The sequence below is a fragment of the Caulobacter sp. SLTY genome, assembly GCF_009905535.1.
GTDB lineage: Bacteria > Pseudomonadota > Alphaproteobacteria > Caulobacterales > Caulobacteraceae > Caulobacter.
In genome coordinates, this window is record NZ_JAAALA010000021.1 from 12,553 (window position 1) to 38,466 (window position 25,914).

At 65.5% G+C, this 25,914-nt stretch carries 19 protein-coding genes; 10 read left to right on the plus strand and 9 right to left on the minus strand.

Features of this window, described 5'->3' with window-relative positions:
* Nucleotides 1-97 precede the first annotated feature (97 nt).
* From GVN21_RS13020 to GVN21_RS13045, 6 genes are read right to left on the minus strand one after another with little or no spacing between them, the layout of a single operon-like run.
* Entirely contained in the window at nt 98-3,232 is a 3,135-nt protein-coding gene (locus tag GVN21_RS13020) for a type I restriction endonuclease subunit R (RefSeq protein ID WP_166575186.1), read from the minus strand.
* Entirely contained in the window at nt 3,229-4,356 is a 1,128-nt protein-coding gene (gene mcrC, locus GVN21_RS13025; RefSeq protein WP_166575187.1) for a 5-methylcytosine-specific restriction endonuclease system specificity protein McrC, read from the minus strand. Before mcrC ends, GVN21_RS13020 begins: the two co-directional genes overlap by 4 nt.
* Complete coding sequence (locus GVN21_RS21385; protein WP_205690078.1) at nt 4,353-6,566, minus strand: AAA family ATPase; 2,214 nt, start codon at nt 6,564-6,566, stop codon at nt 4,353-4,355. The genes mcrC and GVN21_RS21385 overlap by 4 nt, the downstream gene beginning before the upstream one ends.
* Nucleotides 6,563-6,988, minus strand: a complete 426-nt coding sequence (locus GVN21_RS13035; protein WP_166575188.1) for a hypothetical protein — start codon at nt 6,986-6,988, stop codon at nt 6,563-6,565. Before GVN21_RS13035 ends, GVN21_RS21385 begins: the two co-directional genes overlap by 4 nt.
* On the minus strand, nt 6,985-8,304 hold the full coding sequence (locus tag GVN21_RS13040; protein WP_205690079.1) for a restriction endonuclease subunit S: 1,320 nt from the start codon (nt 8,302-8,304) through the stop codon (nt 6,985-6,987). The genes GVN21_RS13035 and GVN21_RS13040 overlap by 4 nt, the downstream gene beginning before the upstream one ends.
* A complete protein-coding gene (locus GVN21_RS13045) occupies nt 8,301-9,902 on the minus strand; it encodes a class I SAM-dependent DNA methyltransferase (protein WP_166575189.1) in 1,602 nt (533 codons plus the stop codon). The genes GVN21_RS13040 and GVN21_RS13045 overlap by 4 nt, the downstream gene beginning before the upstream one ends.
* Nucleotides 9,903-10,119: 217 nt before the next feature.
* Here GVN21_RS13045 and zorA point away from each other — a divergent pair, with 217 nt between their 5' ends.
* From zorA to GVN21_RS13095, 10 genes are all read left to right on the plus strand, one after another.
* Nucleotides 10,120-12,111 (plus strand): anti-phage ZorAB system protein ZorA, encoded by a 1,992-nt coding sequence (zorA, locus tag GVN21_RS13050; protein WP_166575190.1) that lies wholly within the window; start codon nt 10,120-10,122, stop codon nt 12,109-12,111.
* Complete coding sequence (locus GVN21_RS13055; RefSeq protein ID WP_166575191.1) at nt 12,108-12,872, plus strand: OmpA family protein; 765 nt, start codon at nt 12,108-12,110, stop codon at nt 12,870-12,872. The genes zorA and GVN21_RS13055 overlap by 4 nt, the downstream gene beginning before the upstream one ends.
* Nucleotides 12,869-14,296 carry an EH signature domain-containing protein gene (locus GVN21_RS13060; protein ID WP_166575192.1) on the plus strand — a complete coding sequence of 476 codons (1,428 nt, stop codon included), beginning with the start codon at nt 12,869-12,871 and terminating at the stop codon, nt 14,294-14,296. Before GVN21_RS13055 ends, GVN21_RS13060 begins: the two co-directional genes overlap by 4 nt.
* Nucleotides 14,289-18,002, plus strand: a complete 3,714-nt coding sequence (locus GVN21_RS13065; protein ID WP_166575193.1) for a DEAD/DEAH box helicase — start codon at nt 14,289-14,291, stop codon at nt 18,000-18,002. Before GVN21_RS13060 ends, GVN21_RS13065 begins: the two co-directional genes overlap by 8 nt.
* Before the next feature lie 33 nt (nt 18,003-18,035).
* Nucleotides 18,036-18,215, plus strand: a complete 180-nt coding sequence (locus tag GVN21_RS13070; RefSeq protein WP_166575194.1) for a hypothetical protein — start codon at nt 18,036-18,038, stop codon at nt 18,213-18,215.
* Between the two features lie 74 nt (nt 18,216-18,289).
* Entirely contained in the window at nt 18,290-18,592 is a 303-nt protein-coding gene (locus GVN21_RS13075) for a hypothetical protein (protein ID WP_166575195.1), read from the plus strand.
* Nucleotides 18,593-18,855: 263 nt separating this feature from the next.
* Nucleotides 18,856-19,074 (plus strand): hypothetical protein, encoded by a 219-nt coding sequence (locus GVN21_RS13080; protein WP_166575196.1) that lies wholly within the window; start codon nt 18,856-18,858, stop codon nt 19,072-19,074.
* 304 nt (nt 19,075-19,378) lie between these two features.
* Nucleotides 19,379-19,831, plus strand: coding sequence for a hypothetical protein (locus GVN21_RS13085; protein WP_166575197.1), 453 nt, complete (start codon nt 19,379-19,381; stop codon nt 19,829-19,831).
* A gap of 357 nt (nt 19,832-20,188) precedes the next feature.
* On the plus strand, nt 20,189-20,710 hold the full coding sequence (locus GVN21_RS13090) for a hypothetical protein (protein WP_166575198.1): 522 nt from the start codon (nt 20,189-20,191) through the stop codon (nt 20,708-20,710).
* Between the two features lie 342 nt (nt 20,711-21,052).
* The gene (locus GVN21_RS13095; protein WP_166575199.1) at nt 21,053-22,168 is read left to right on the plus strand and encodes a tyrosine-type recombinase/integrase; all 1,116 of its coding nucleotides are present in this window, start codon (nt 21,053-21,055) and stop codon (nt 22,166-22,168) included.
* Nucleotides 22,169-22,278: 110 nt separating this feature from the next.
* Here GVN21_RS13095 and GVN21_RS13100 read toward each other — a convergent pair whose 3' ends face one another.
* Genes GVN21_RS13100 through GVN21_RS13110 form a run of 3 tightly spaced genes read right to left on the minus strand, consistent with a single transcriptional unit; the run spans nt 22,279 to nt 25,883 of the window.
* Nucleotides 22,279-23,721 carry an NAD(P)H-hydrate dehydratase gene (locus GVN21_RS13100; protein WP_166575200.1) on the minus strand — a complete coding sequence of 481 codons (1,443 nt, stop codon included), beginning with the start codon at nt 23,719-23,721 and terminating at the stop codon, nt 22,279-22,281.
* Between the two features lie 48 nt (nt 23,722-23,769).
* Complete coding sequence (locus tag GVN21_RS13105) at nt 23,770-24,339, minus strand: histidine phosphatase family protein (RefSeq protein WP_166575201.1); 570 nt, start codon at nt 24,337-24,339, stop codon at nt 23,770-23,772.
* A 5-nt stretch (nt 24,340-24,344) separates the two neighbouring features.
* On the minus strand, nt 24,345-25,883 hold the full coding sequence (locus GVN21_RS13110) for an acetyl-CoA acetyltransferase (RefSeq protein WP_166575202.1): 1,539 nt from the start codon (nt 25,881-25,883) through the stop codon (nt 24,345-24,347).
* Nucleotides 25,884-25,914: the final 31 nt, after the last annotated feature.

Genomic DNA, 25,914 nt, shown 5'->3' on the forward strand with positions numbered 1-25,914 from the left:
CTTTCGAGACAAAGAGCTATCAACTCGAAACGACAAAGTCGGTCGGGTGACCATTGCGGTTCAGAGCTGCCATCGATCAGCGCCCCCTCCCCCAGTCTTACAGCTCGCGCAGAAGCACCTCAGCCTGCGCCAGCACCGTCTGCACCGCCGCGTCCGACAAATCCGGCGGGTAGCCGTACTTCTTGAGGGTCCTCTTCACCAGGACACGCATCCTGGCCCGCGCGCCCTCTCGCTGGTGCCAATCAACCGTTGCATTGTTGCGAAGCTGTTCCAGCAGTTCGTGCGCGATCAGCCGCAGGGTCTCGCTGCCCATGGCCTCGACGGCGCTCTCGTTCTCAGCGAGGGCGTCGTAGAAGGCCACCTCTTCGGGTGACAGTCCCTGTTCCTCCCCGCGAGCCCGGGCGGCCTTCAGGTCCTTGGCCAGTTCGATCAGCTCGTTGATCATCTCGACGGCTGACAGGGCGCCGGCGTGATACCGCTTCACGGCGTCTTCCAGGCGCTTTGAGAAGGACCGGCTTTCGACGACGTTGGTCCGCATCCGGCTGCTGATCTCGCCGGCCAGCAGTTTCTTCAGCGCCTCGAGAGCCAGGTTCTTCTTCTCCATCCCCTGGATCTCGAGGAGGAACTCCTCGGACAGGATGGAGATGTCCGGTGTGGTGATCCCGGCCACCTTCAGGACGTCGATGATCTCCGCCGAGGCGACGGCCCTGTCGATCAGTTGCTGCACCGCCAGGGTCTTGTCGGCCATGCTCAGCTTGCCGGTGGCGGTGCTCTTGGCGATGGCCGCCCGCACCGCCTGGAAGAAGCCGATCTCGTCGCGCACCTCGCGGGCGTCGTCGCTCGCCGACGCGAGCGCGTAGGCGCGGGTGAGCTCCAGCACCAGGTCGAGATAGCGCCGGTGCGCCTTCTTCTTGTCCTCGGGGGACTGGGCCCTGGCGGCCTCGGTCTCCGCCCACTTGAGCACCCAGTCGATGGCGCCGGCCAGGCACTTCAGCCGCTCCATCGGCTGGCCATGGATGCCGGCCGAGTAGTCGAAGCCGTGGAAGATGCCGCAGACGATCTCGTACCGCTCCAGCATCGCCGCCACCGCGGCCTCCTCGTCGATGCCGGTCTTCTCCTGATCGGACTCCGTGTAATCGCCGAGCGCCTTTTTCAGGTTGGTTGCGATGCCGATGTAGTCAACCACCAGCCCGCCGGGCTTGTCGCGGAACACCCGGTTCACCCGGGCGATCGCCTGCATCAGGCCATGCCCGCGCATGGGCTTGTCGACGTACATGGTGTTCATGCAGGGGGCGTCGAAGCCGGTCAGCCACATGTCCCGCACCAGAACCAGCTTCAGCGGGTCGTTCGGGTCCCGAGCCCGCTTGGCCAAGCCGTCGCGGCGGCGCTTGTTGCCGATGTGCTGCTGCCATTCGGGCGGGTCAGAAGCAGCCCCGGTCATCACCACCTTGATGGCGCCGGCCGCGTCGTCTTCCGAATGCCAGTCAGGCCGCAGCGCGACGATCTCGTTGTAGAGCGCCACGCAGATGCGCCGGCTCATGCACACGGCCATGGCCTTGCCGTCCATAGCGTCCAGCCGCGCCTCAAGGTGCTGCACGAGGTCGGCGGCGATCTGGGTCAGCCGTTTCTCGGACCCCACCAGCGCCTCGACCGTGGACCACTTGGCCTTCGCCTTCTCGGCCTCGGTCTGGGTCTCGTCCTCAATGAGCGCCTCGACCTCCGCGTCGATCTTCGGCTTCTCGTCCTCGTTCAGCTCGATGCGGGCCAGCCGGCTCTCATAGTAGATCGGCACCGTCGCGCCGTCCTCGACGGCGCGGCTGATGTCGTAGACGTCGATGTATTGGCCGAAGATCGCCGGGGTGTTGACGTCTACCGCCTCGATCGGCGTGCCGGTAAAGCCGATGAAGGAGGCGTTCGGCATCGCCTGGCGAATGTAGTGGGCATAGCCGTAGCGGCGCACACCGGTCTTCGCATCGAGCCGGGCGTCGAAACCGTATTGGCTGCGGTGGGCCTCGTCGGCCATGACAATCACGTTGCGGCGGTCGGTCAGCTCCGGGAAACTCTCCTCCCCGCGCTCGGGCGAGAACTTCTGCACGGTGGTGAAGATCACCCCGCCGGCATTGCGCGCCAGCAGGCGCCGCAGGTCCTCGCGACCGTCCGCCTGCTCGGGGTTCTGGCGCAGCAGGTCCCTGCAAAGGCTGAAGGTCGCGGCCAGCTGGTCGTCCAGGTCGTTGCGGTCGGTTAGCACGACTATGGTGGGGTTCTCGAGCTCGGGCGTCTTGACCACCAGGCCCGCAAAGAAGGCCATCAGGAAGCTCTTGCCAGACCCTTGCGTGTGCCAGATCACCCCGATCTTGCGGTCGCCGTCCGGGCGGCTGGCGGCAATAGCCTCGCGCACGGCCTTTCGGGCGCCGTGGAACTGATGATAGCCGGCGATGATCTTGAAGGGCCCGGAGCCCGCGTCGCCGAAGACGATGAAATCGCGGATCAGCGCCAGAAAATGCTCCCGATCGAACACCCCGCGCAACAGGGTTTCCAGCTCGGGCTCGCCGCGGTGGGCGAAGTCCTCGCCGGTCACCGTCCGCCACGGCATGAACCGTTCCTTGTCGGCGGTCAGGCTGCCGATGCGCGCCTCGATACCGTCGGAGGTCACCAGCACGGCATTGCTGCGGAAAAGTTTCGGGATCTGCAGGCGGTAGGTCTGCAGCTGGCTGAAGGCGTCGTCGATTGTCGCGTTCTCGGCAGCCGCGTTCTTCAACTCCAGCACCGCCAGCGGCAGGCCGTTGACGAAGGCGATCAGATCTGGGCGCCGGTTGTGGTGGCCTTCGACCACGGTGAACTGGTTGACCACCAGCCAGTCGTTCGCGGCCACATTGTCGAGATCGATCAGCCAAACCCGGCCGCCGGTAATGGCGCCGTTGGCGGCCCGATACTCCACCGGCACGCCGTCGGTGATCAGCCGGTGCAGGCGGCGGTTCTCCTCGACCAGGGACCCCGTCTCGCTGGTCAGGACCTGGCGGATGGCCTCGCTCCGCGCGCCCTCCGGGATCAGCGGATTGAGCTCGGCGACGGCCCTCTCCAGCCGCTTGAGAAGAACCACGTCGGAAAAGGCGGCGCGCTGCGGCGCGGGGCCGTCCGGGGCGATGGCCGAGCCGGGAAGGAAAAGCCAACCGAGGTCCTTCAGGATCTCGATGCCGGCCTGTTCGACGATGTCTTCGGAGAAGCCGCTCATACCGCGCCCCCCAGCGCCAAACCCAACAGGCGGCCGCGAATATCGGCCGACGAGGCGGCCAAGTCCACGGTGGCGATCCGGATGCGGTGCTTCTGGATCACCGCCCACTCGTCGATCCGGCAGTTGACGGCCGGATAGAGCAGCACCCCCTCCGCCGCGTCGGCCAGGTCATGCCCCTGCCCCGCCTGCGTCTGGAGATAGGCGTAGAGCTGGTAGAGGTGGCCGCTTTTGAAGACCTCCTTGTCGAAGGCGTTGCGGGACAGGGCGTCGGCGAACTTGGTCTCGACCACCACCCGCCGTCCCGGCGGTCCCACCTTCTGCAGCACGACGTCGGCGTTCATGCCCGGCAGCCAGTAGGCCATTCCGTCGCTCTGGTCGGCGACGGCCCAGCTGAGCGCTTTCTGCGGCGACACCGTCCAGCCGTCGCGCCCCTGCAGCTCGCAACGATAGAAGCCGGCCACCGCCCGCTCGAAGATGCGGCGAAGCAGCTTCTCGTCCCGCTCCAGCCGGGTGGTCCGGTCGTCGCCTTCCGTCTCGCTCGGCAGCACCAGGTCGAGCGCCAGTTCGGCGACCTTGACCATCAGCCGATCCTCGGCGTCGTGCCGGGCGATCTGGTCGCGGGCCAGCTCTGATCGGGACGGCCGGGCCGGCCCCACGCCCTGCTCCTCCAACTGGCGGGCGAGGCTCCGGCAACGGCGGGCCAAGTCGCGGTCGCGCACCTGCGGCCCCATCCGCTCCAGGGCCACCCGCACCAGCCGGTTTCGCGGCGTGTCGCAGGTCAGGTCTTCGAAGCGGCAGGCCACCTCCCCCCGGTTCAACAGCTGGCCGGCCTCGGTCCTCAGCCAGTCGATGCGGCCACGGACCCGATTGAGCACAGCGGCGCGCGGCTCATAGGCCCGGGACAGGTTCTTACGCAGCCGCCGCTCCACCACCCAGGCCAGCAGCCGAGCCAGAAGCTCCGGCAGGTCCGCGGCCTCGTCGGCCAACCCGTCGAAACGGTCGCCGAACGCGGCCAGGTCGGCGGCGTACATCAGCAGCAGCCAGAGGTTACGGACGGGGATGCCGACATGACTGCGCCAGACGGGCGCCTCAGCCTCCGCGACGGCGGCGCCCAAGGGGGTCACACCGGCGCCCGAAGCTTGGTCTTCTCCTCGCGGGCCAGCTTCTCGTCATCATACCAGTACTCGTCGAGCAGCGGGGCGATCTCGGTCTCGACCACGGCCTTGAACCAGCCGCTCCAGTCCTCGACGCCGGCTTTGGGCGGGGTGACGAAGCTGTGGCCGATACAGAACTGCGACCGCAGTCGGTTATCAGCTGCGATGACGCCGTTGAGGCTATCCAGCCGCGACTGAATGGTGGCGACCAGGCTCTCGGGCGCCCCCGAAGCGAGACACCACCCCTTCCAGGCGTCGTTGAGGGCCGGCGCCAAGGTGCGGAAGGCGAACCGGCGGCGAAGGGCCAGATCGACCAGGGCCAGCGATCGGTCGGCCAGGTTCATGGTGCCGATGATGTGCAGGTTGGGCGGGATGTGGACCCGCTCGTCGGAGGTGCGCGGATAGGCAAGCCGCAGCGCCTCCCCCGGTACCCGTTTGTCGGCCTCCAGCAGGGTCAGCAACTCCCCAAGGATCTGCGCCGGGTTGCCCCGATTGATCTCCTCAATGACCAGAACGAAATCCTCGTCGGGCCTTGCGAGGGCGGCAGCGACGCATTCGAGGAAGACGCCATCCGCCAGCCTCAGTCCGCCCTGCCCGTCCTCGCCGGCGTAGGGCCGCCAGCCCCTGACGAAGTCCTCGTAGGACAGGGAAGGCTGGAACTGCACGGCGAGAACGCGGCCCGGGTCCTTGGCGCCGGCGAGGGCGTAGCCAAGCCGCCGGGCCAGCCAGGTCTTGCCGGTGCCGGGCGGTCCCTGAAGCACCAGGTTTTTCTTGTGCCGCAACAGGGCCAGCATCGCCTGGAGCTCAGCCTCCGGCAGGAAACAGCCGTCGGCGATAATGTCCGCCACGCCGTAGGGCGTAACCTCCTCAGGGTCCAAGCGAAACGGCTCGTCCTCCTCGAACCCCACGTCCGCCGCCTGATCCTCGATAGGCAGCGTCCAGCGGGCCTCGAAGTCCTCAGGCAGGGCGGCCGCGTAGTCCTCGCCGTCCTCGGTCAGGAACAGCCGCTTGAGCCCATTGACCGTTCGACCCTCGGCGAGGCCCGTCGCCTCGAGCCAGAGGATCAGCTGGGTGGCCGCGCGCGACGTCTTCCGGGTCTTGAACAGATCCCGCAGCTCGGCCGCCAGCACCAGCTGCTCTATCCCCTTCGGCTGGGCCGCCAGGCGCTTGAGCAGATGACCGACGCCGAAGACCCGACCGATCAGGGGCGCGCGCAGCAGGTGCGCCGGTTGACTGGAGGCCAGCACCTCGGTCCCCCTGGGGGTGGGACGATAGCCGCCGTCCGACAGCTGGATAAGGCCAAGGCCGCCCATGGCCTGCGAGATCACGCTGGGCGCGCTGCTCTGGGACTTGAGGTTCGGCGCCTCCCGACCGATCACATCGATCAGATCAGCCCGGCTGAGCCCCTGCTCGCATTCGCGGAGCATGGCGACCAGCAGTGGCACGTTGTAACCGACGTAGGTCAGGCTGCGCCGCTGGGCCACCGCCGGCAGCAGCGACAGCGCCGGCAGATCGACGGGCTCGCGGCCGACACCGACCGTCTCCTCCGCGCCGGGATCGGGCGCCCCGAAGGTCTTCTCCCACAGGAACCAGCTGAACATCGCGTGGTCGACGTCCTCGCCGTCCAGGCCTTGCAGCGCCTCCCGGAGCCGCTCCCGGATCAGCGGGTTCTGGCCGATCCAGTTGGTCGGGGCCTTGCCGGCTCCGACCAGGCCCTGGACCTGATAGGTGCGCCGGTCGTCCATCAGACAGGTCATGTGGTGCGGGAACAGAGCCGCCAGAAGCCGGGCGATGCGCGCCCGTGGGCGCTTGGCGGTGTACCTGGGCCGCACCCGTTCGAGGATCGAGTCGTAAGCCCGTTGCAGCGCCATGGCCGCCGATTGCGGTTCGTCCGGCAGGCCGGCGTCACGGAGTTCCAGCAGATAGCCGGCGACTTCGGCGTCCTCATAGGCGCCGGCGACCGACACCGAACTGCCGGGGCCGATACCGCTGACCCCACCGGACTCCCAGAGCTGGCGCTGGAAGTCGGCGGGAAACCAGTCTTGCTCCTTCGCCTGTTGAACGAAGGCGACCTGCTCGGCGTAGTTCGCCCGCCACTTCTTGGCCCAGTCATCTCCGTAGACCACCTTGAACTCGGCATAGAGTTGGCGAAGGGCGGCGGTGTCCAGGTGTTGGGTCACGAGCTACTCGCAGTCGTTGAGGCGGCCAGGGCCTGATCGATGATCCGACCGAGTTCTTCCAGGTTTCTGGGGACAAATCGGACAAGGTCCGCCCGAGCGAGCTGAGGCATGCGCTTCAGGCCTGAATGCCTGCCATAGGATGGCATGCCGTCCTTGCCGATTTCCGAAAACAGCGTCGAAGCCGGTGATCGGTCCTGAGCAATCGAGCCGCCGACCAGCGCGCCCGCTGCTTCAATCGTCATCCATAGATTGGCGCTGGAAGCATCGTCCTTCTCGAGCATCACTTCGATCTCGCGGCCGCTCGCGGCCTGGAGGATATAGCGAGCCGCCTTGCCCTGCTGATGCCCCGCAGGATGCTCCAGGGCCACCGCATCGAGCATCGACACCGCCGCCCGCTTGAGCGTCGTGCGCTCCAGGCTCATCCTGCAGCCTCGGCTGGCGCAACAGAAATCTCTCCTGACATCAGGCGGGGGAGGAGGTAGTCGCGGGTTTCGGCGAGGGTACGGGCCTCCAAAGCGCCCGCCCGTATCCGCTCAAAGATTGGCTCGGCGAAGGTGTCGAATGCCGCCAGCACGGGTCCCGGCGCCACCGGTATAGGGATGCTCTTCACCGAGTTGGAATTGACGGCCGTTGCGATCGACGAAGTGCTCCCGAGGGTCGAGAAGTCGAATCCTTTCATCCAGCAGAAGGCAAACCATGCTGATGGGCTGTCTGCTCGGGCTTGAAGCTGGGCGATAGCCTCGTTGGAGTACATGGTGCCAACAGTAAGGGCGATCCGTCCCACGGTGAGCTTGAAACTGACCACAACGGACCGGTCCGGGATCGGTGGCACGCGGAATGCCTGTATTGCTCTCGCCGTTAGGTCTTCTGACGTCGCAAATATGAAGGTGCCGCAGTTGCCCATGTCACGAATAGACATCCAAGGCTCACCGCTGCCGCCCGGAACGAAATGCGCGGACTCTTTGCGAGGAGGTGTGCGACCTATCTTAACGTCAAAGGCCTCACCAACGGTGCTCCGGCCAAACCCTGGAGGAAGCCCATCGACGCCGAAACTGCTGGGAAACAGCGCTGCCAGTTCAGTAGCCTTGACGGTCTCCTCCACGACACCGCCCATGATCTCGACCGGGACTGTGGCTCCTGCCAGTTTTCTCCGAACCGGTCCGAAATCGACGAACCAGTCGCGGAAGATCGCCTGGGCCATCGCCTCCAGCGTCTCGTTCGTCCGCCGGTTCAGTTCGATTTTGCTGTCAAGGGCGTCGAGTATATCAGCAATAGGCTCCTCCGCTTCGCCAAGCCTAGGGATCTGGAGCGCTTTGAGGACTGGTATACGGACGTTGCTTACAGTTGACCCTGTCCCCTCATTCCAAAAAATCTGGTGCCGTACTGCCGGTGAGCGCAGGGCGTAGAACAAATATCGGGGGTTCACGTCGGCTGAGGGCCTCAGGAGCACCTGCCTTTGGCCGACGCAGCATTCCAGGTCCTCTGGAACCACGCACACCTCGCCCATTGGCGCTTCTCGAGTGAAGATGATGTCGCCGGGCTTCGGCTTCGCGCGGCGAATACGGTGAAGATAGTCTGTTTCGTTTGTATAGCTGCGCTCGCTCAGGTCGAGCCTTCCATCTCGTATGTTCTGGTTCCTGATGACCAAGTAACCCGACGACGTCCACTCCGGTGTCGAGTGTGGGCAATCGATAACCAACTCGCACATGCCCTCCAAGGTGTCCGTCCGACCGGTCACCGCAACGTCCCCAACGCCCGCTGGATGCGGCCTTCCAAACTCTGCCCCTCCTCGAACTGCTGCGCGAGCTTTGCCCGCAGCGCCCCAAACCGCTCTTCGAACGAGACCCCATCGTCTTCTAGTTCTGCCGCCCCGACATAGCGCCCCGGGGTCAGCACATGCCCATGCCCCCTCACCTCGTCTAGCGTCGCCGACCGGCAGAACCCCGGCTCATCCGCATAGGGTTCCAGCCCCGCCGCCACGACCGTCTCCGGCCGTCTCCGCCATCGGTGATAGGTACCCGCGATCAGCGCTACGTCCGCGTCCGAAAACTCCCGCCGAGTCCGGTCGACCAGCTGGCCCAGCTTCCGGGCGTCGATGAACAGGATCTCGCCTCGCCGGTCGCGGTGGCCGTTAGCGCTCTTGTCCCGCGCCAGGAACCACAGGCAGGCGGGGATCTGGGTCGAGTAGAACAGCTGGCCCGGCAGGGCGACCATGCAGTCGACCTGGTCGGCCTCGACCAGGGCCTTGCGGATCTCGCCCTCGCCCGACTGCTGGGACGACATCGAGCCGTTGGCCAGCACCACCCCGGCCGTACCGCGCGGCGAAAGGTGGTGCAGGATGTGCTGCAGCCAGGCGAAGTTGGCGTTGCCCTGGGGCGGGGTCCCGTGGGTCCAGCGGGCGTCGCCCTCAAGCTGCGGCTGCCACCAGTCGGAGATGTTGAACGGCGGGTTGGCCATCACGAAGTCGAACTTCTGGGTGGCGAACTCGTCGCGCAGGAAGCTGCCCTCGTTGTTCCAGCGGATGTCGGCGTCGATGCCGCGCACCGCCAGGTTCATCCGGCACAGGCGCCAGGTGGTGTGGTTGCGCTCCTGGCCGTAGATGGCGATGTCGGAGCGGCGGCCCTGGTGGTCCTGGATGAACCGCTCGGACTGCACGAACATGCCGCCCGAGCCGCAGCAGGGGTCGTAGACCCGGCCCTGGCCCGGCTCCAGCATCTCGACGATGGTCTGGACCACCGAGCGCGGGGTGTAGAATTCCCCTCCCCGCCGGCCTTCGGCGCCGGCGAACTGCGAGATGAAGTACTCATAGGCGCGACCCAGCCGGTCGCGGGCCTCGCCGTGGTCGCCGCGCATGTCGACGTTGGAGAACAGATCGATCAGCTCGCCCAGCATGGTCTTGTCCAGCTGAGGCCGGCTGTAGGTCTTGGGCAGGACGTCCTTGAGGACGGTGATGTTGGCCTGCTCGATCGCCTCCATCGCGTTATCGATCAGCCCACCGATGTCGCCCTTCTTTTCCTGCCGGGTAGCGACGTCGGTGTAGGTGATCTCCGGCCGCTTGGCGTTGGCCTGCAGATGCGCCCAACGAGCCTCCGGTGGCACCCAGAAGACGTTCGCGGCGGTGTATTCGTCAGGATCCTCCGGATCGGCGCCGGCCTCGCTCTTGAGCCGCTCGTACTGGGCCTCAAAGGCTTCCGAGATGTACTTCAGAAAGATCAGACCAAGCGCGACGTGCTTGTATTCCGACGGCTCCAGGTTGCCGCGCAGCTTGTCGGCCGCTTTGAACAGCTCCGCTTCGAAGCCGAGGTCACCTTTCGGCGCCGCCGTTTTGCCAGCCATGATTGCACTCCCCCGAACTCTCACCCGTCTAGACTGACTCCCCGAAACGCTGCAACGTGGGGGTGGGGGAGACGCTAGCAGGGTCCCGGCGTCGCGCACCAGCACGAAGCGCAGGTGGTGCGACCGGATCTGACGGACAATTCCGATAGGTCCTTCTCCAGCATTTTATGAAGCGTAGCGGCCTGTCGGGTGAGGTCGGGCGTTTGAGGGGGCTTGGGTGGAACAGAGTTTGAATTCGGCGCTCGACGTGGTGCTGCATCTCTTGGGGCTGGTCTACACCCACGAGTGGTTCGTGCCGTTTGTCGTCCTGCCGATCATGCTCGGCGTCGCCGGCTGGCTGCACTGGTGTGCCCGCAAGGAACTGAACCCCTATCTCAAGGCGGCCAGGGCACGGGTCGAGGCCTTGAACAAGGCGATCGGCCCCGACTCCGATCCGGTCGTCTCACGAGAGCAGTTCGCGGCCAACTACCTCGATGTCTCGGCCGCCATGGGCAAGGAAGAGCCCGGCGCACAGGCGCTCGTTCAAGCTTGGCGGGAGTTTCAGGAGTCGATCATCGACGAGGACGCCTCGCCGATCCGCAACACCAACCGGCCGAGCGCCTTCTTCAATCGTGTCGCCCCACGGTTGGCGTACCTGACGTTCGCTTCCAATGTCTTCGTCGGCATCGGCCTGATCCTGACCTTCCTGGGCCTGATCGTGGCGCTCGGCCAGGCCTCCAAGGGCATGGGCAACAGCGACATCGGGGCTTCAAAACTAGCGCTGCAAGGACTGCTGACCGTCGCCGGCGCCAAGTTCTTCTCCTCCGTGGCCGGACTCGGCGCCTCGATCTGGCTCCGCTTCGCCGAACATGGCCTGAGCAAGAAGTCGAAGAGCCTGACTGACAGCATCTGCACCCTCCTGGAGCATGGACTCCTCTACGTTCCGCCCCAGCGGCTCGCGGTCGAGCAGCTGGAGATCCTGAAGGAGCAGCGCGACCAGCTGAAGATGTTCAACACCGACTTCGCTATGCAACTGGGCGAGAAGATCGGTTCGCAGTTCCAGCAGGCGTTCGATCCGGTGGCAGCCTCCATCACCCGGATGGCCGACACGATGAACGACGTCACCTCCGGCATCGGCGACGGCGCCCGCAAGGCCATAGAGGAGGTCAGCGGCGACCAGCTGCGCGGCCTCAGCGAAGTGCTCGCGACCCTTGGCCTGAAGATCGAGCAGATCAGCACGGCCGTCGGCAGTTCCGGCGACGAGGCGGCCCGCCAGATCCGGGACGCCGGCGCCGACTTCTCCCGCGCGGCTTCCGACATTCGCGAGGCGTTCGACCGCCTGGCGGGACAGGTCGACGGCATGGGCGCCAACATGCGGTCCCAGAGCGAGGCCGCCGCGAAGGCACAGGACGAGACCCTGCACCGGGTGTTGTCCGAACTCTCGCAGGCGCAGGCGAAGTCGGCCGAGGCGATGAACGAGGCGGTGGACGGCCTCAAACGCGCCGGGCTGGAGGCCGCGGCGACGATGCAGAGCGAGGTGCAGTCCGCCCTGGCGAGCGGGGTGGCCGAAAGCCAGAAGGTCTTCGCCCATGCCCTTGAAGAGTCTGGCGGGGAGCTTCGCACCACCGCTCTTGGCCTCGCCAAGGCGGTTGGCGACGCGGCCGAGAGCATCGATCGCGCGTCCGACGGCTTCGCCCGAAGCGGCCAGCAGGCCGAGCGCTCGGCCGAGGCATTGTCCAATGTCTCCGGCCAGGCGAACACCCTGGTGTCGGCGATCGAAGAGGCTCGCAGAGGTTTCGGCGCCGTGGCGACCCCGATCGTCAAAGCCGTGGAGGCGGTCGACGGCGCGGTTGCCCGCATCCAGGCGGCCCTGCAGGCGGGGCAGGTTTCGGACGAGAAGGCGATGGCTGAGATGCGTGGTCTCGCCGAACAGATGAAGCAGACCTACGAGGCCGCGGAGGAGGCCTGGTCGGAATATCGGGCCCGGTTCGCAGAGGTCGACAAGTCTCTCGCCCAGGCCGCCGAGAAGATGTCCTCGACCCTTGGAGACAGCCTCAACCAGTTCGCCAGCTTTGCGCAGAAGACCGACGGCGCGCTCGCCGACGCCGTGGGCAAGCTGGATAGCGGCCTTTCACCGATCCAGGACCTCGCGGACTCGCTGGTCGAGTACGCCGAGAAGCTCGACGGCTATGCGAATTCCAGGCGCCCGGTCTCGGAGCCTGCTGAATGATCATCGACGACGCCCACGAGTCCGAGGTCGACGAGGAAAACTACTTCGTCTCGATGACCGACATGATGGTCGGCCTGGTGTTCATCTTCATCATCATGCTGATGTATTTCGCGGTTCAGTTTCAGGATGTTACCGCCAAGCTTACTGGAGCGGACTTAGAGCGTGCCAAAATCCTTCGCGATCTTGAGCGCACGCTTAAGGCCAAAGGCGTTCCAGTCACCATCGAAGAGCAGAATGGCGTTCTGCGCCTGCCCGACGCCATTTTGTTCGACAGCGGTCGCGCTGAACTTAAGCCCGAGGGCAAGGTGGCAGTGGGCCATCTGGCCGACGCGCTGAGAGACGTTATCCCATGCTACACAGACTCTCAGTCGGCGGACGCCTCGCGACCAGTTCGTTGCCCCAAGACCCCTTATCGGATCGAGTCCGTTTACGTTGAAGGACATACGGATGTGGACCGCTACAGCGGCGGCGGGATGCTGCGGGACAATTGGGATCTGTCGGTAGTTCGGGCGACCAATACCTATCGCGAGCTTACAATCCGACAGCCTGGACTTTCCCAACGGTGCTCCAGGCGGCAAGGGCGTTGTGAAGCAGTGCTGAGTGTCAGCGGATATGGCGCCGAACGGCCTGTGGACACTGGAGACAGCCCGGCGGCAAAACGCTCAAACCGCCGCATCGACTTGCGCCTCCTCATGGTCACACCTGATGCCAGCGCCACCTCGGAAGTGGACAAGGTGTCGGAGCGCCTCAAGACGCCATGACAACGAGCCTCCAGAGTCTCCTAGGTCGGCCCGACGCCCTGTCCCTGCGGCTGAAGGTTGAGCCGATCGAGCCCAAGCTGTTGCAGCGCAAAGTGGAGCAAATGAAGGGTCTAGCCGGGAGCGCCCTGCCGCCTGAGGCGATTGAAATCCTGCAAGGCCGCATTCATCGGGTGATCGCGTCTGAAGGGCCCCAGGCGTTGTCGCGTCGCGATCTGCGCGACGCCTGCGCTGTGTTCGTGAGCCCGCCCCATCCCATTGTCGGCGAGGCCGTCAGCGCCGACGCGATCATGAGCGAGGTTGGCCGGACCGGCCGTCTGTCGGCGCTTCTCGGGCTGATCGCCGCCTACATCGACGGCTTCATCCAGGACGCCGCCTTCCATGATTTCGCGGCCCGTCTCCGCAAGCTGCTCAAGACCTGGAGAGGAAAGCCGGTTCCGACCTGGCTGGAGCTGGACAGGACGATCAGCTTCTTCGAGCCCGACAAGGTTCCCCAGAAGATTGCCGCCGCCGTGCTCGGCTCAGACCGGCCCGCAGGGGAAATCCTCAGAAAGCTCGGCCTGGACTCGCCTATCCGTTTGCACGGCGGGCTCGCGGAAGCGGCGTTTATCGCCGCCGCGAAGATTGTGGCTTCCAGGTCAGGGCCCTCAGTCATCCCCCTGCAAGAGAAACTGGCCGAATGGGCTACCGGCCCTCACGGCGGTTTTGCCTTCCCCAAGTCTCTGCCGCTGGCGATCGACGCTCTGCTTCTGCCCTGGCTGAAAGAGGACCCGCCGAACGATCACCGCGCCATGTTGCTGGACCGGGTTCAGGGCTTCGGAGGCGGAGATCCGCGGACAAAGCCCGCAGGTTGGGCCGCCGTCCGCTCCCAGGCGCCTCAGGCCTTCGGCGTGATGATGCGATGGCTGACGCGCGCATCGGTGTTCCAGTTCTTCGACATCGTCGACCGCAGCCTGGCCCGAGATCCCGAGGCTCGAAGAATGTGGGATTATCGGCGCCGGTTCTGGACATCCTACCTTCTGGGCACGGACGGGGCGCCGACAATCGAGGAGGCCTGGGTCGCCTTCGGCGCCGAGGGGGCGCATCTTGCCCGGCGCGCCGCTCGGGAAAACAACGATGCGAGTCTTGGATCCTTCGGGACGCAGGAAGACCGCAGTCCCACTCATGCGGCGCTGATCATGCGGATCGGAGATCTCGTGATCGTCGATTGGAGCCACAACTCGAAGTGCAACTTCTGGCATCGCGGGGACAAGAAGGCGCCGGCCCTTTACCAGTCCCGATACCCGGCCGGGACGCTCTATTCCTCTCGCGAGCAGCTGTCGCACTCCGCGCCGGCCAGCTTCAGCTGGCAGAAGTCCTTCGCCCAGGTGATCGAAGGCAAGGCGTTCTGGTCCGAACGGCCAAGCTGGAGGCTGAAGCGTGTTTAAGGACCTGCTCAAGAAGAAGCCCCAGCAGGCGGCCTTCCGCTGCCACATCGAAGGCGACGAACTCGTCCTGCAGCTGGTGGCCGCAGAGGCGCCCGTTCCCTTTGACCGCTGGTCCGAACTGAAGCCGGAAGCCACGCCGGCCCTAAATGAAGTCCGGGCGCTAGGAGGTCAGCTCGACCCGCCGGGTGTCGTTGTGGAACCGGCCGGGTTGAGGATGAGCGCACCGGTCTTGGCGCGTCTCGACGCCGCTACACCAGCCGACCTGGGCCTGCCGCCCCCGACTCGCCTGGCCCTGGACCTCCGCCCCCACGAAGGCATTCAGTCGCCGGACTTTCACGTTCGCACCCGCTGGGTCCTTCCGGGCGGCATTCCGGAGAAGGTGATCGTCCACGGCGCGATCCTGAAGACCGCCAAGGGTCTGCAGCGCATCCCTGAGCCCCTCTTTTCCCTCTACCAGGCGGCCCTGTCCCTGGCGGGGCCGATCCCGGACTCCGCTGCGAGGTACCAGGCACTGGCCGACCTGAAGGCCCACTGGCCCGAGGATCCGGACCTCCCGGTCGTGTCGGATGGCTATCTTTCGGCGCTGCGCATTCACTATGCCTCGGCGGTTTCCGTAAAGCTGACGGCCCTCACGCCTGAAAAGACCGAGTTCGAGCCCCTGCTCTTCGGCGCCAAGGCAGTGGCGGAGTCCGAGGAAGGCGACCGGGCGCTGGACGAGGATGAAGACAGCCTGCTCACAAGTTCGGCCCAACGGCGGTTCGGCAAGACCCTGTTCTACGCGGGCGACGGCGGCCGGGCGGCCTATGTGCTGGGAACAGGGGAGTACATCTACATCGACCCGGCGGTACGGCCGGTCCTCGCGGTGATCCGACAGCTTCAGGGCTCGCCCGAGGCAGACCGCAGGAATTTCGTGCTCAACCCGGCCGGCCAGCTTCGCGAGAGATTGGGGGCGGAAGTCGCTGACAGGATCGGGCTGGAGAGGCTGTTCGTTGAGACCGAGCAGTTCTCCGAACGCGTTTCCGGGGTCGATGTCTGGCGCAAAGCTGTTCTGCCTTGGCTCACACCTCTGGGGAAAAACCAGTGGATCCCAGAACGGTTCGGGCTCCGCATTGGGGACGACTACTTCGCGATTGCGCCCCAGGCGGCCTCCACCTTGATCGATCGGGTTGAAGCGGCTCGGGCTGCCGAGGCTCCCCAGGTCGATGTGGGCGACCTGCTTTATCCTGTCGAGGAGTCCGGTCCGCCCCCTCCCCCGTTTCTCGGTATGAACGAGCAGACGTTTGCGGCGGTCGAGAGCCTCAGACCATTCGCAGCCCGACACGACGGCGACCCTACGACTGTAGAAGGCGACCTAGCCGCGCTATGGGACGGGGCCACTCAGGGCAAGCTGTTCCTCATCGTCAGAGACAACTTCGACGAGGTTGACTACGCGCCGATCGGCCAAGAAGCGGATGCAGACGCCTCTGCACTTGACGTGAACCTGCCCGAGACACTCAGGACCACCCCCAAGCCGCACCAGACCGATGGGATCCGCTGGCTGGCCACATGCGCCGCGATTGGGCGTCCAGGCGCCCTGCTTGCGGATGACATGGGTCTTGGGAAGACTTTGCAGGCGATCGCCTTCATGGCCTGGTTGCAGGGAGAGGCACGGCTGGGCCGCCGTGAACACGCACCCTTCCTGATCGTCGCGCCAACCGGCCTGCTTGGAAACTGGCAAGGCGAGATCCGTAAACACCTGGAGGAGCCCGGCCTCGGCGTTGTCGCTCGGGCCTTTGGTGGTGACCTCAAACGCCTTCGCGAGGAGTCCGGCCTCGCAGGCCGCGACATCGACACAGGTAGGGCGTCTCTGGACAGCGGCGCCTGGCGGAATGCCGGTGTCGTCCTGACCACCTATGAGACGGTGCGCGACTACCACTTCAGCTTTGCGCGGACCCGGTTCGGGCTCATCGTCTATGACGAAATCCAGAAACTGAAGAACCCGACAAGTCAAATGTCCCGCGCCGCAAGGGCGCTGAACAGCGACTTCGTCCTGGGCATGACCGGCACCCCGGTCGAGAACCGCCTGCAGGATCTCTGGTCGATCATGGATGTCATGGCGCCCGGACTTCTGGGATCGAGCCGGGACTTCGAGCGGCGGCATCCTCCAGAGAACCGTGAAGCTCTCGCCGGGCTGAAGGCCCAGCTTATGGACGCCGTGCCCCCGTACATGGTGCGGCGACTGAAGTCTGAGGCGCTTGAGGGTCTGCCCCGAAAGACCATCGTCCCCTATCAACTGGATATGCCGCCAGTTCAGGCGGAGGCCTACAAGGACGTTGTCATCAGGGCCGCGGCCGCGTCGGCCTCGGGCGCGCTTGGCAAGGGTGGAATGCTGACCTACCTCGCGGCGATGCGGGGAGTATCTCTCCACCCGCGCAACCCTCGAGACCCCATCGGAGATTTGGCGGACTACGCAGCGGAGTCCGCTCGCGTCGAGTGCGCGTTCAAGGTCTTGGATGAGGCCAAGGCGAAGAGCGAGAAGGTCCTCGTCTTCGTCGAAGACCTAGCCATGCAGAACCGGTTCGCCCAGCTCGTACAGGAGCGGTACAAGCTGGCTCGTCGGCCAATGCAGATCAACGGCGGGGTGCCTGGGCTTGCCCGCCAACGGATGGTTGATGTCTTTCAGAGCGAACCAGACCGCTTCGACGTGATGGTTCTCTCTCCAAAGGCCGGCGGTGTAGGCCTGACGATCACCGCCGCGAACCACGTCATCCATCTTTCACGCTGGTGGAACCCGGCGGTTGAAGACCAGGCAACGGACCGGGTGTTCCGGATAGGTCAGACCAAGGACGTTTTCGTCCATGTGCCCATGGCTGTTCACCCCGAAGGCGCCTTGCGGGAGTCCAGCTTTGACCTTCGGCTCAACGCTCTGATCGAGCGCAAGCGTACTCTGACCAGAGACCTGTTCCTGCCTCCCGACGCCAACGACGCTGATCTTGCAGACCTGTTCGACGATGTCTCCCTCTCCCGGACCGTTTCGGCTGAAGCAGAGCCCAGCATCGGCGCGCGCTCGGATGACGTTGCAGCGGCGCCAGAGGCAACCCATCCCCAACGGCAAGAATTTCAGCCGGCTGCGCCTGTCCCGCCAACCATGGACGCAAGCGCCCACGAGCTTCAGACAGGGCCTGTTGAAGAGGCTGTGGCTCGGCGACCTGTGCTGCGTCTGCCCAAGGAACTGCAAACGACGGGCGCAAGAGTCTGGATCTGTGGCGCGAACGAGCCGAGGCCGACGTCGGAGATCCTGGCGCTGTTTCACGGCCGAAGGATCACACGTGCAACTATCAGCGACCCTTACGCTATTGCGACCCCGAACGCACGGCGGGCCCAGATCCAGTTCATTTCAGACTTGGCGGAAGTTGCGAAGCTAGGCTCGGCTGTGATCGAGTACGCGCCGGACATCGACTTGGACTTTGATGACGCCCGTGCGCGCAGCGACATCGGCGCCTTGTTTGGCCAAAGCCCTGCTGCAAGTCGAGGCGTCACGCTCACGCCGAAGCGTCGGAATAAGCGTGGGCGGCATGACGACTTCCATGACCGCCAGGTGATGCTGGAAATCGAGCATGCTGGTGGCGCGGTAAAGGTGCACACGCTGGTTATCGGCCGGGGCGTTGAGGCGCTTTACGATGAACGCTGGCAATGCTCGGCAAGCTACGCGCCCCCTTCTTCTTGAGGGGAGCGCCCGCTCCGAGTTGGCGGCCACACGATGTCGCCGCTGGCGGAAGTCGCGACTGTCGTTGCGTTCTCGAACCACTTCGATTTTGACGGCGATATGATAGCGGCCGAAATTGAAAAACTCCGCCGGATATTTTTCGGTATGGTCGCAAGCAAGATGCTCAAAACTATAGGGAAAAAGGGTGTACCCCTTGCCGAAAAGCCCCGCTAGTAAGCGCGACCCTGCGGCATTCTGAAATCAATCGCTCATTCCGGAGCGAGACATCAGAACCGGAGACTAACCTCTTGATTAGCATTGAAGAACTTCGCGCCCTTGAAGGCTTTGAGTGGATCGCCAAGCCGCGCGAAAACCTGGCTTCGCAGGACACCCTCCTTTGGGCCGCCGTTGAAGAACTCGCCTCCGCCCTGGAGGTCGAACTCGAACCGGAGCACTTCATCGAAGCCGAGCCCCGCATCGTCCTGATCATCGCTGGGGCGGTCGACTACTTCCTCGAGATCGGCCATCCGCCCCCTCACGCGGCGGCTCACGTGCTCTTGATGGCCGAACGTCTGAAGCGCGGACTGACGGCGCGGGGCGGCGACAAGTAGCGCCGCTTAGCACTGGGTCTCTACGGCCGTTTTCCGGCCCGTAGAGACCCCTCGCCCCATTCAGAGATGTCGCCTAGCCGATATCCAGATCTGGGCCCCAGTGGGGCCTGGAGAGTCTGCAATCGCAATATCACTTTTCAGCGCCCTGACCGCGCAGGTGCAGCCCCCCCGAAGAGCGGGCCCCCGAACCCTGTCCGAGGGCTGACCAGGCGATCCGCGTCTTCGACGCTCAGCTCGCGTGCTGGGTTCGAGAGCTGCCCGACTTGCCGCCCGAGGACCGGGTTCGGCCGACCTTACCCGAGGTAACGCCGGAAGGGGATGGGTCGGAGGTGTTCTGGGACGTGTTCGACGTTCAGACCGGCCGCCGGTTGTGGTCGATCGAGGCTGCCGACTTCGAAGCGGCCTTGTTCGAGAAGCGCCGCCTGTACCGGTTGGCGGGTGGCAAGTCGGGCAGGGGCTATCTCGCGCCGGCCGAGGATTGACCAAGGTAGGGCGGATTGCAGCTGGCGGTCCGCCCCCCGGCTGGGTTTCGGGTACCCCCACCTTTATCTCTTCAACAATTTGTCCTTTAGAAAAGTATAGTAGATATAATTTAAGATAGGACTTTAGATTGGACGGTAGCTGGAGTACCTTAAACTCTTCACTTGAAGGGAATATCCAGTAGACATGGCGCGTCCTCGCATACCTATGCTGACACGCTTGGCGCGCCTCCTATCAGTTTCCGAGGAACAACTCCAGACCACGCTCGATAGCTGGCCTCCCGAGGAAGCTCACCAATATCGCTGCATGGATGGGCCCCGCAAGATCACCATTACAGCCCCCTGCATGGCCGGCTCTCAGACTATCCGAACCTCCACCCCAACTGGCGGTTCGACCCGCACCACCATCGGCGCCCTGTTCGAGCTGATCCTCGATCGTCCGCTTCACAAGAGCTGGCGGCCGATCCGTCTCTGCGCCTCGCCGGACTGTCGTAATCCGCTCCACTACGAGCTGACCGTCATCAACCACACCGATGGCACCATTGGCGAGAACCTGCCTCTGCGCTGCTTCCGCAACCACCTGGCCCAGCAACTGGCTGGGGAAGTCGAAGACGATCCCGAGGACGTCATCGACACCGTTCTGTCCGTCGACGGCGGCCGGGACATGACACCCGAAGCGCTCAGCGAGCGGTTCATGGGCGGCTACACGCCGGCCCAATTCGCCGAGGCCCTGAAGGCGATCCGCGCCCAAGGTCTCTGATCCGCCACCCAAACCCTGGGTAAGGCAATCCTCGCAGACAGCATGACCGACCACTGGCGAACCGACCCAGGCCGTGATTTCGAGAGGGCCTTGATCGAGAAGCGACGCCTGTGCCGGTTGGCAGGCGGTCGTAGCGGCTGGGGATACCTGGCCGAGGCCCGCGACTGACCAGGGTAGGGCGGATTGCCGCTGCGGCTCGCGGTCCGCCCTGACTGGGAGTTTGGTTTACCCCCTCTCTATATCTAATTGTTATCTATTTTTTATAAATATATAGTAGTAGTAAAAAAATATTAGTTTTTGTTTTGGACGGTCGATGGGGTAAACCAAACTCAGTGTTCACACAGATATCCAGTAGATATGTCTCGACCAAGCAAGCCGTTGCTGGCCCGGGTCGCCAGCCTCCTAGCAGTTTCTGAGCAGGAACTCCAGACCCTGCTCGATAGCTGGCCGACCCCCACTGCCAGCCAATATCAGTGCCTGCATGGTCCAGTCGTCATCAAACACGGCCGGTCCACCCGGCGGACCATATCCGCGATCTTCGAGCTGATCCTCGATCGCCCGCTTCACAAGAGCTGGCGACCGACACGCCTGTGTGGCATCGAGACCTGCCGGAACCCGCTGCACTACGAGCTGCGGACCATCCACCATGTCGATGGCACGGTCTCCGAGCCGCTGCCGATGCGCTGTTTCCAGATTGACCTCGCCCAACAACTGGCCGGCGAGGTCGAAGACGACCCCGAGGACGTCATCGACACCCTGCTGGCCATAGAAGGCGGCCGGGACATGACGCCCGACGAGCTGCACGAGCGAACCGCTGGCATCTACAGCCCTTCGCAATACGCAGCTGCCCTAGAGGCGATCCACGCCGAAGGTCTCTGATTTCGGATAATCACTGGACATAGGCCCGAACTACTCACTCGGTCGCCAACTAGGCTCTAGACAGCAGGACTCCCGTCGGAGTCTATACAGCACATGCTCGTTGAAGACACCGCAGCCGCAGCCAGACGCTAGGCGCCGCTCACTGGCGGCGCCGGCGCACCACTGCGAGAGCCCTCACATGACCCAGCCTTCCCTGCTCACCTTTGACGAGGTCTGCGGAAAGCTGCGCGTATCCCAGAAGACCCTTCGGTCCATCATCGCGCGCGGCGAACTTCCCGCCCTCAAGGTCGGCGCCGCCTGGCGCATCCGATCCGACGATTTCTCCAAGTACATCGAGACCCCATGTCCCTCTATAAGCGCGGCGCAACCTGGCACTACGACTTCACGATTGACGGCATCCGCCACCGCGGTTCGACCGGTTTCAAACTCAAGAAGGACGCCGACGCCTTCGCTGACGCGCACCGCCGCGCTCTCATCCTGGGAATTGCATCTCCAGACCAAATCCCGACCGTTGGCGAGGTAGCCGACAAGTGGTTCGCCTCTCGCATTGCGCAGAACAAGACCGCGACCACTGTTGCTCAACGGATCAAGATCCTGTTCCGCCACTTGGACCCCAATCTTCCGGTCGATCAGGTCAGCCATGCCGTGATTGAGGACGCAATCCTTTCCAGGCGCCGCGAGCCCATCCGGCAGGGTGCGAAGAAGAACCCCCGGCCGCCGGCGCCCGCGACCGTAAACCGCGATATGATCGACACCACACTCCGCCCGATCCTGGCCTACGCCGAAGAGATGGAGCACCCCATCAGGCGGATAAAGTGGGGCAAGCTTCGCCTCGCCCAACCTCCGGGTCTGATGCCGATCCTCTCGGACGATGTGCGCGCCCGCTGGCGTGCGGCGCTACCGGAATGGCATCGGCCCTTGTTCGATTTCTTCGAGCGCTACGGCCCCCGGCTCAAGGAGGCCTTCTTCCATCCCGACTGCCTCAACGTCGAAGCCGCGGAAGTCTACCTGCTCAACACAAAGAACGGGCGCAACCACGCGCTGATCCTGTTGGAGGAGGATGTTCCTGACCTTGCCGCCCGCAAGGCCCGCGCCGTGGCCGCCGGGCTCGACACGATCTGGTTCCGCGACGACGGGGGCAGGCTGACGCCCATCCACTGGCGAGCCTTCCAGAGCGCCAGCAAACAGGCCCTCCGGGCTGCGGGCATCAAGGGGGTTCGACCGGTCCACGACCTGCGCCACCACGCCGCTACGACCCTCGCCCGGGACAGCGGAAGCCTGCGGCTGGTGCAGCAGCTCCTCAACCACCAGAACATCGCCAGCGCGGCGCGCTATTCGCAGGTCACCAAAGACGACCTCCGATCTGCGATGCGTCACGCCCACGGCACAACAGCGGCGCAAACAACGGAAACCTACAGCAAATTCAAAGAGGTATCCAGAGGCGGGACAGTCACCTAAATCCAGTGCGTCTACCAGTTCCGCCACATCCGCAAGGTTCGCGGGGAGGGATACGGGGGGTTGCAGCGGTAGGCAAGTGAAGGACTCGTCATCCGGCGATGCGCCGTCGGTTATGGTCGCGCCAGCAACCTGCCCAGCCTGGCGGGGGCCAAATCCGGCAGGTCTTCCGCGATCAGGCCCGGGCCGAACCGGCCGGCGCAGTCGGCGTGGATCCAGGCGGCGGCGCAGGCGGCGAGGAAGCTGTCCATGCCCTGGGCGATCAGGCCGGCGATGAAGCCGGCCAGCACGTCGCCGGAGCCGGCGGTGGCCAGCCAGGGCGTGCCGTTGAGGTTGACGGCGGCGCGGCCGTCGGGGGCGGCAATGACGGTGTCCGGTCCTTTAAGCAGCACCACGGCGCCGGCCCGCATCGACGCCGCCCGGGCGGCCTCGATGCGGGTGGGACCGGCGTCGAGCAGGCCGGGGAACAGGCGTTCGAACTCACCGGGATGGGGGGTGAGCACGTCATCCTTGTCGAGCACGTCGAACAGGTCATCCGGGCGGTCGCGGAACACGGTCAGGGCGTCGGCGTCGACCACCAGGGCGGCGCCGGTGCGGGTCAGGGCGAAGAGGTTGGCGCGGGTGGCCGGGGTGACGCCGGCGGCGGGGCCGATGACTGCGGCGTCGGCGGCCCCGGCCAGGGCGGCGAGGTCGGCGTCGCTGTCGAAGGCGCGGACCATCACCGCCTCCAGGGCGGCGGCGTAGATCGGACCGGCGGCGGGCGGGCTGAGCACGGTCACCAAGCCGGCGCCTATCCTGAGTGCGCCCCGGGCCGACAGCCGCGCCGCGCCGGTGTGCAGGCCGTCGCCGCCGACCACCACGGCGCGGCCACGGGAATGCTTGTGGGTGGCGGGGGTCGGGAAAGGCATTGCGCGGCGCCAGAGGTCCGGCGTGTTCTCGATCAGCTGGGACGGGGTGAGGCCGAGGCCGATGTCGGCGACCTGGATCTGGCCGCAGGCGGCCGCGCCGGGCTGGAGGACATGGCCGAGCTTGCGGCGGTGGAAGGTGACGGTCAGGTCAGCGCGGAAAGCGGTGTCGCCGCGCGGTTGGCCGGTGTTTCCGTCGATGCCGCTGGGGATGTCGACCGCGATCACCTGGGGATGGCCGTGGGAGGCGCGGGCGGCTGCCAGGGCCTCGCCCTCCAGCGGTCGGGTCAGGCCGGCGCCGAACAGGGCGTCGACCACCAGGTCGGCCGGCGGGCCGCCGCCGATGCGGTAGGTGGGACCGGTCCAGCGCTGGGCGTTGGCGCGGGCGTCGGCGGTGGTCGGCGGTCCGGACGCCTCGACCCAGACGCGCCAACCTCGCCGCTTGAGCAGTCGGGCGATCACATAGCCATCGCCTCCGTTGTTCCCCGGCCCGCACAGCACCGCCACCTTGCAGGCGCGGGTGCGGGCCACGATGGCGTCCGTCACTGCCTGGCCGGCGCGCTCCATAAGGGTCAGGCTGGGGGTTCCGGCCGCCACGGCCGCCGCGTCGGCGGCGGTCATCTCGGCGACGGTCAGGATTTCACGCGACATCGGCGAACAATCGCATGCGGCGGGAGCGGTCTCAATCGCCGCCCTGCGTCAGAGGACCTGCGTTGCCGCCTCGGCGCCCTTTTCGACCAGCATCAGCCGGCCGTCGATGATCTCGAACCGGGTGATCGAGGTGTGGTCGGGGCGGAAGCCCATGACGCGGTCGTCCTCAAGCGCCGTCGAGACTGCCGCGTTGATCGCAACGTAGTGGCTGAACACCGCGGCGCCGGGATACTCGGCCACGGCGGCGGCCACCGAGCGGCGCCACTGGTCGTAGTCGAGGTCGCCCTTGATCTCGCGCCACAGGCCGCCGAACGCCGCGCGCAACCAGCCGGGGCGGGTGTCGAGGGTTTCGGCGCTGGGGGTCGGGATCTCGCCGACGCGGGGATCGATCACCAGGTCGACGCCGAGCGCCTCGGCGGTCGGGGCGGCGGTCTCGCGGCACCGGCGCAGGGGGGAGCTGACCACCTGGGTGGGGCGCAGGCCGTCCGGCAGGGCCAGCAGAGCCTCGGCGGCGGCGCGGGCCTGGGCGCGACCGGCGTCGTCGAGGCCGGGGTCCTCGTCGGCGTCGCCCCAGGTGGAGGCCGGCTTGCCGTGGCGGATCATGTGGACGTGAGGCATTCAGGTCAGTCCGGGACGAAGAGGTTGCGCTTGCCGTCGGGGTGGCGGCTTACCACGCCCGTGCGGCCGACGCCCTCGCTGGTCTCCAGGCTCTTGAGGATCTCCGGCTCCTTGGGCGCCACCGCCACGAAGCGGCGGCCCTGCGCATCTCGGCCGATGACCACCCCGCCGCGATAGTCGTCGCGGTCGTGAATGACCGTGTAGGCCTCGATGGTCGCCGGACCTTCCGGGGTTTCGGTGATCTCCGGATGCGGCAGGGCGTCGATCTTGGCCTGGATGATCTTCGGGTCCTGGCGGTCGAACGGCTTGTCGGGCGGCGTGGTCGAGTAGACGCCGGTCGATTGCTTGGTCAGGAACCAGCCGTTGGCGGTGCACAGCCCCCACTTGCCGCGCCCGGCGCGCAGGGCGGCGATCATCTCGGCGATGCCGTGCATGGCGTAGTTGTTCCCCGGCCCGCCGAAATAGGGCAGCCCGCCGGTCAGGGTGAAGCCGCGCGGGTCGTCGATCTTCAGGCCCAGTTCCTCGATCCCGACCTCAACAGCGATCGGGAAACAGCTGTAGATGTCGAAGAGGTCAATATCGTCGATAGTGACCCCAGCCATCTCCAGCGCCCGCTGGCCGGTCAGGCGCATGGCCGGGCTGGAATGGTAGTTCTGGCGCTCCAGCGGGAACCACAGGTCCGAAGCGTCGGCGCAGCCGTGCAGGTAGACCCATTTGTCTTCCGGAACGCCCAGCTCCCGCGCCTTCCTGGCCGAACAGACCAGGACGCCGGCCGACTGGTCGACCTGCATGATGGCGTTGAGATTCTTCGGGTAGGGAAACCCGATCATCCGGTTCTTCTCGCTGACCGTGGTCAGCTCCTCGACCGACTTTTCGACCGGGAACCAGGCGTGGGGATTTTGCGCCGCCACCTTGGTGAACGGCGCGAACAGTTCGCCCAACCGCCGCTGATGATCCTCGATCGAGCGGCCGTCACGGGCGCGCAGGGCATTCTCGAACACCGGATAGATGTTGATCGGCCGATCCAGGCCATGGGCGGCTTCGTAGGGCGTCGCGCCGGGGCGACCGTCGCCGATCCGCACCGGCTCCTCTTCGATCTCATCGCCATAGCCTTCGAACCCATGGCCGCCCTTCAACCGCTTCATCAGCGAGCCGAGGAATTCCGCGCCGCAGGCGAAGCCGAACTGCGTCTCGCCCTTGGCGATGCGCTCGCAGAGGATGTTCAGCGCCTGCTGGGGGCTGTTGCCGCCCATGTGGCTGTAGACGGCGTAGGCCGGATCGGCGCCCAGCGCCCGGGCCAGGCTGGCCGGCGGGTTCTTCAGCCTCGGGAACGGCAGGTCCGACAGGGCGCCCGGCGCGTCCACCGTGAACCCGACCACCGCCAGGGCGTCCAGGTCGGCCAGCGCCGCCGCATCGATGCCGGCGTCCGCCGCCGCGCGATCCGCCGCAATCTTCAGCAATTCCAGCGGAGTGGGCGCCGTCTCCGGATTGCCCTTGTAGGTGAATTGGCCCGCTCCGATGAGAACCGGCGTCTCGTCCCGCATCTTCCGCACTCCGCGACTGGTGGATGGGTCC

What these genes read in the sequence shown, in the direction of transcription:
- GVN21_RS13045 (WP_166575189.1), bottom strand. Translation starts at nt 9,902, where the DNA reads ATGGCTGGCAAAACGGCGGCGCCGAAAGGTGACCTCGGCTTCGAAGCG.
- GVN21_RS13070 (WP_166575194.1), top strand. Translation starts at nt 18,036, where the DNA reads ATGTCGCCGCTGGCGGAAGTCGCGACTGTCGTTGCGTTCTCGAACCAC.
- GVN21_RS13110 (WP_166575202.1), bottom strand. Translation starts at nt 25,883, where the DNA reads ATGCGGGACGAGACGCCGGTTCTCATCGGAGCGGGCCAATTCACCTAC.
- GVN21_RS13060 (WP_166575192.1), top strand. Translation starts at nt 12,869, where the DNA reads ATGACAACGAGCCTCCAGAGTCTCCTAGGTCGGCCCGACGCCCTGTCC.
- GVN21_RS13090 (WP_166575198.1), top strand. Translation starts at nt 20,189, where the DNA reads ATGTCTCGACCAAGCAAGCCGTTGCTGGCCCGGGTCGCCAGCCTCCTA.
- GVN21_RS13095 (WP_166575199.1), top strand. Translation starts at nt 21,053, where the DNA reads ATGTCCCTCTATAAGCGCGGCGCAACCTGGCACTACGACTTCACGATT.
- GVN21_RS13035 (WP_166575188.1), bottom strand. Translation starts at nt 6,988, where the DNA reads ATGAGCCTGGAGCGCACGACGCTCAAGCGGGCGGCGGTGTCGATGCTC.
- GVN21_RS13100 (WP_166575200.1), bottom strand. Translation starts at nt 23,721, where the DNA reads ATGTCGCGTGAAATCCTGACCGTCGCCGAGATGACCGCCGCCGACGCG.
- GVN21_RS13055 (WP_166575191.1), top strand. Translation starts at nt 12,108, where the DNA reads ATGATCATCGACGACGCCCACGAGTCCGAGGTCGACGAGGAAAACTAC.
- GVN21_RS13020 (WP_166575186.1), bottom strand. Translation starts at nt 3,232, where the DNA reads ATGAGCGGCTTCTCCGAAGACATCGTCGAACAGGCCGGCATCGAGATC.
- GVN21_RS13105 (WP_166575201.1), bottom strand. Translation starts at nt 24,339, where the DNA reads ATGCCTCACGTCCACATGATCCGCCACGGCAAGCCGGCCTCCACCTGG.
- GVN21_RS13085 (WP_166575197.1), top strand. Translation starts at nt 19,379, where the DNA reads ATGGATGGGCCCCGCAAGATCACCATTACAGCCCCCTGCATGGCCGGC.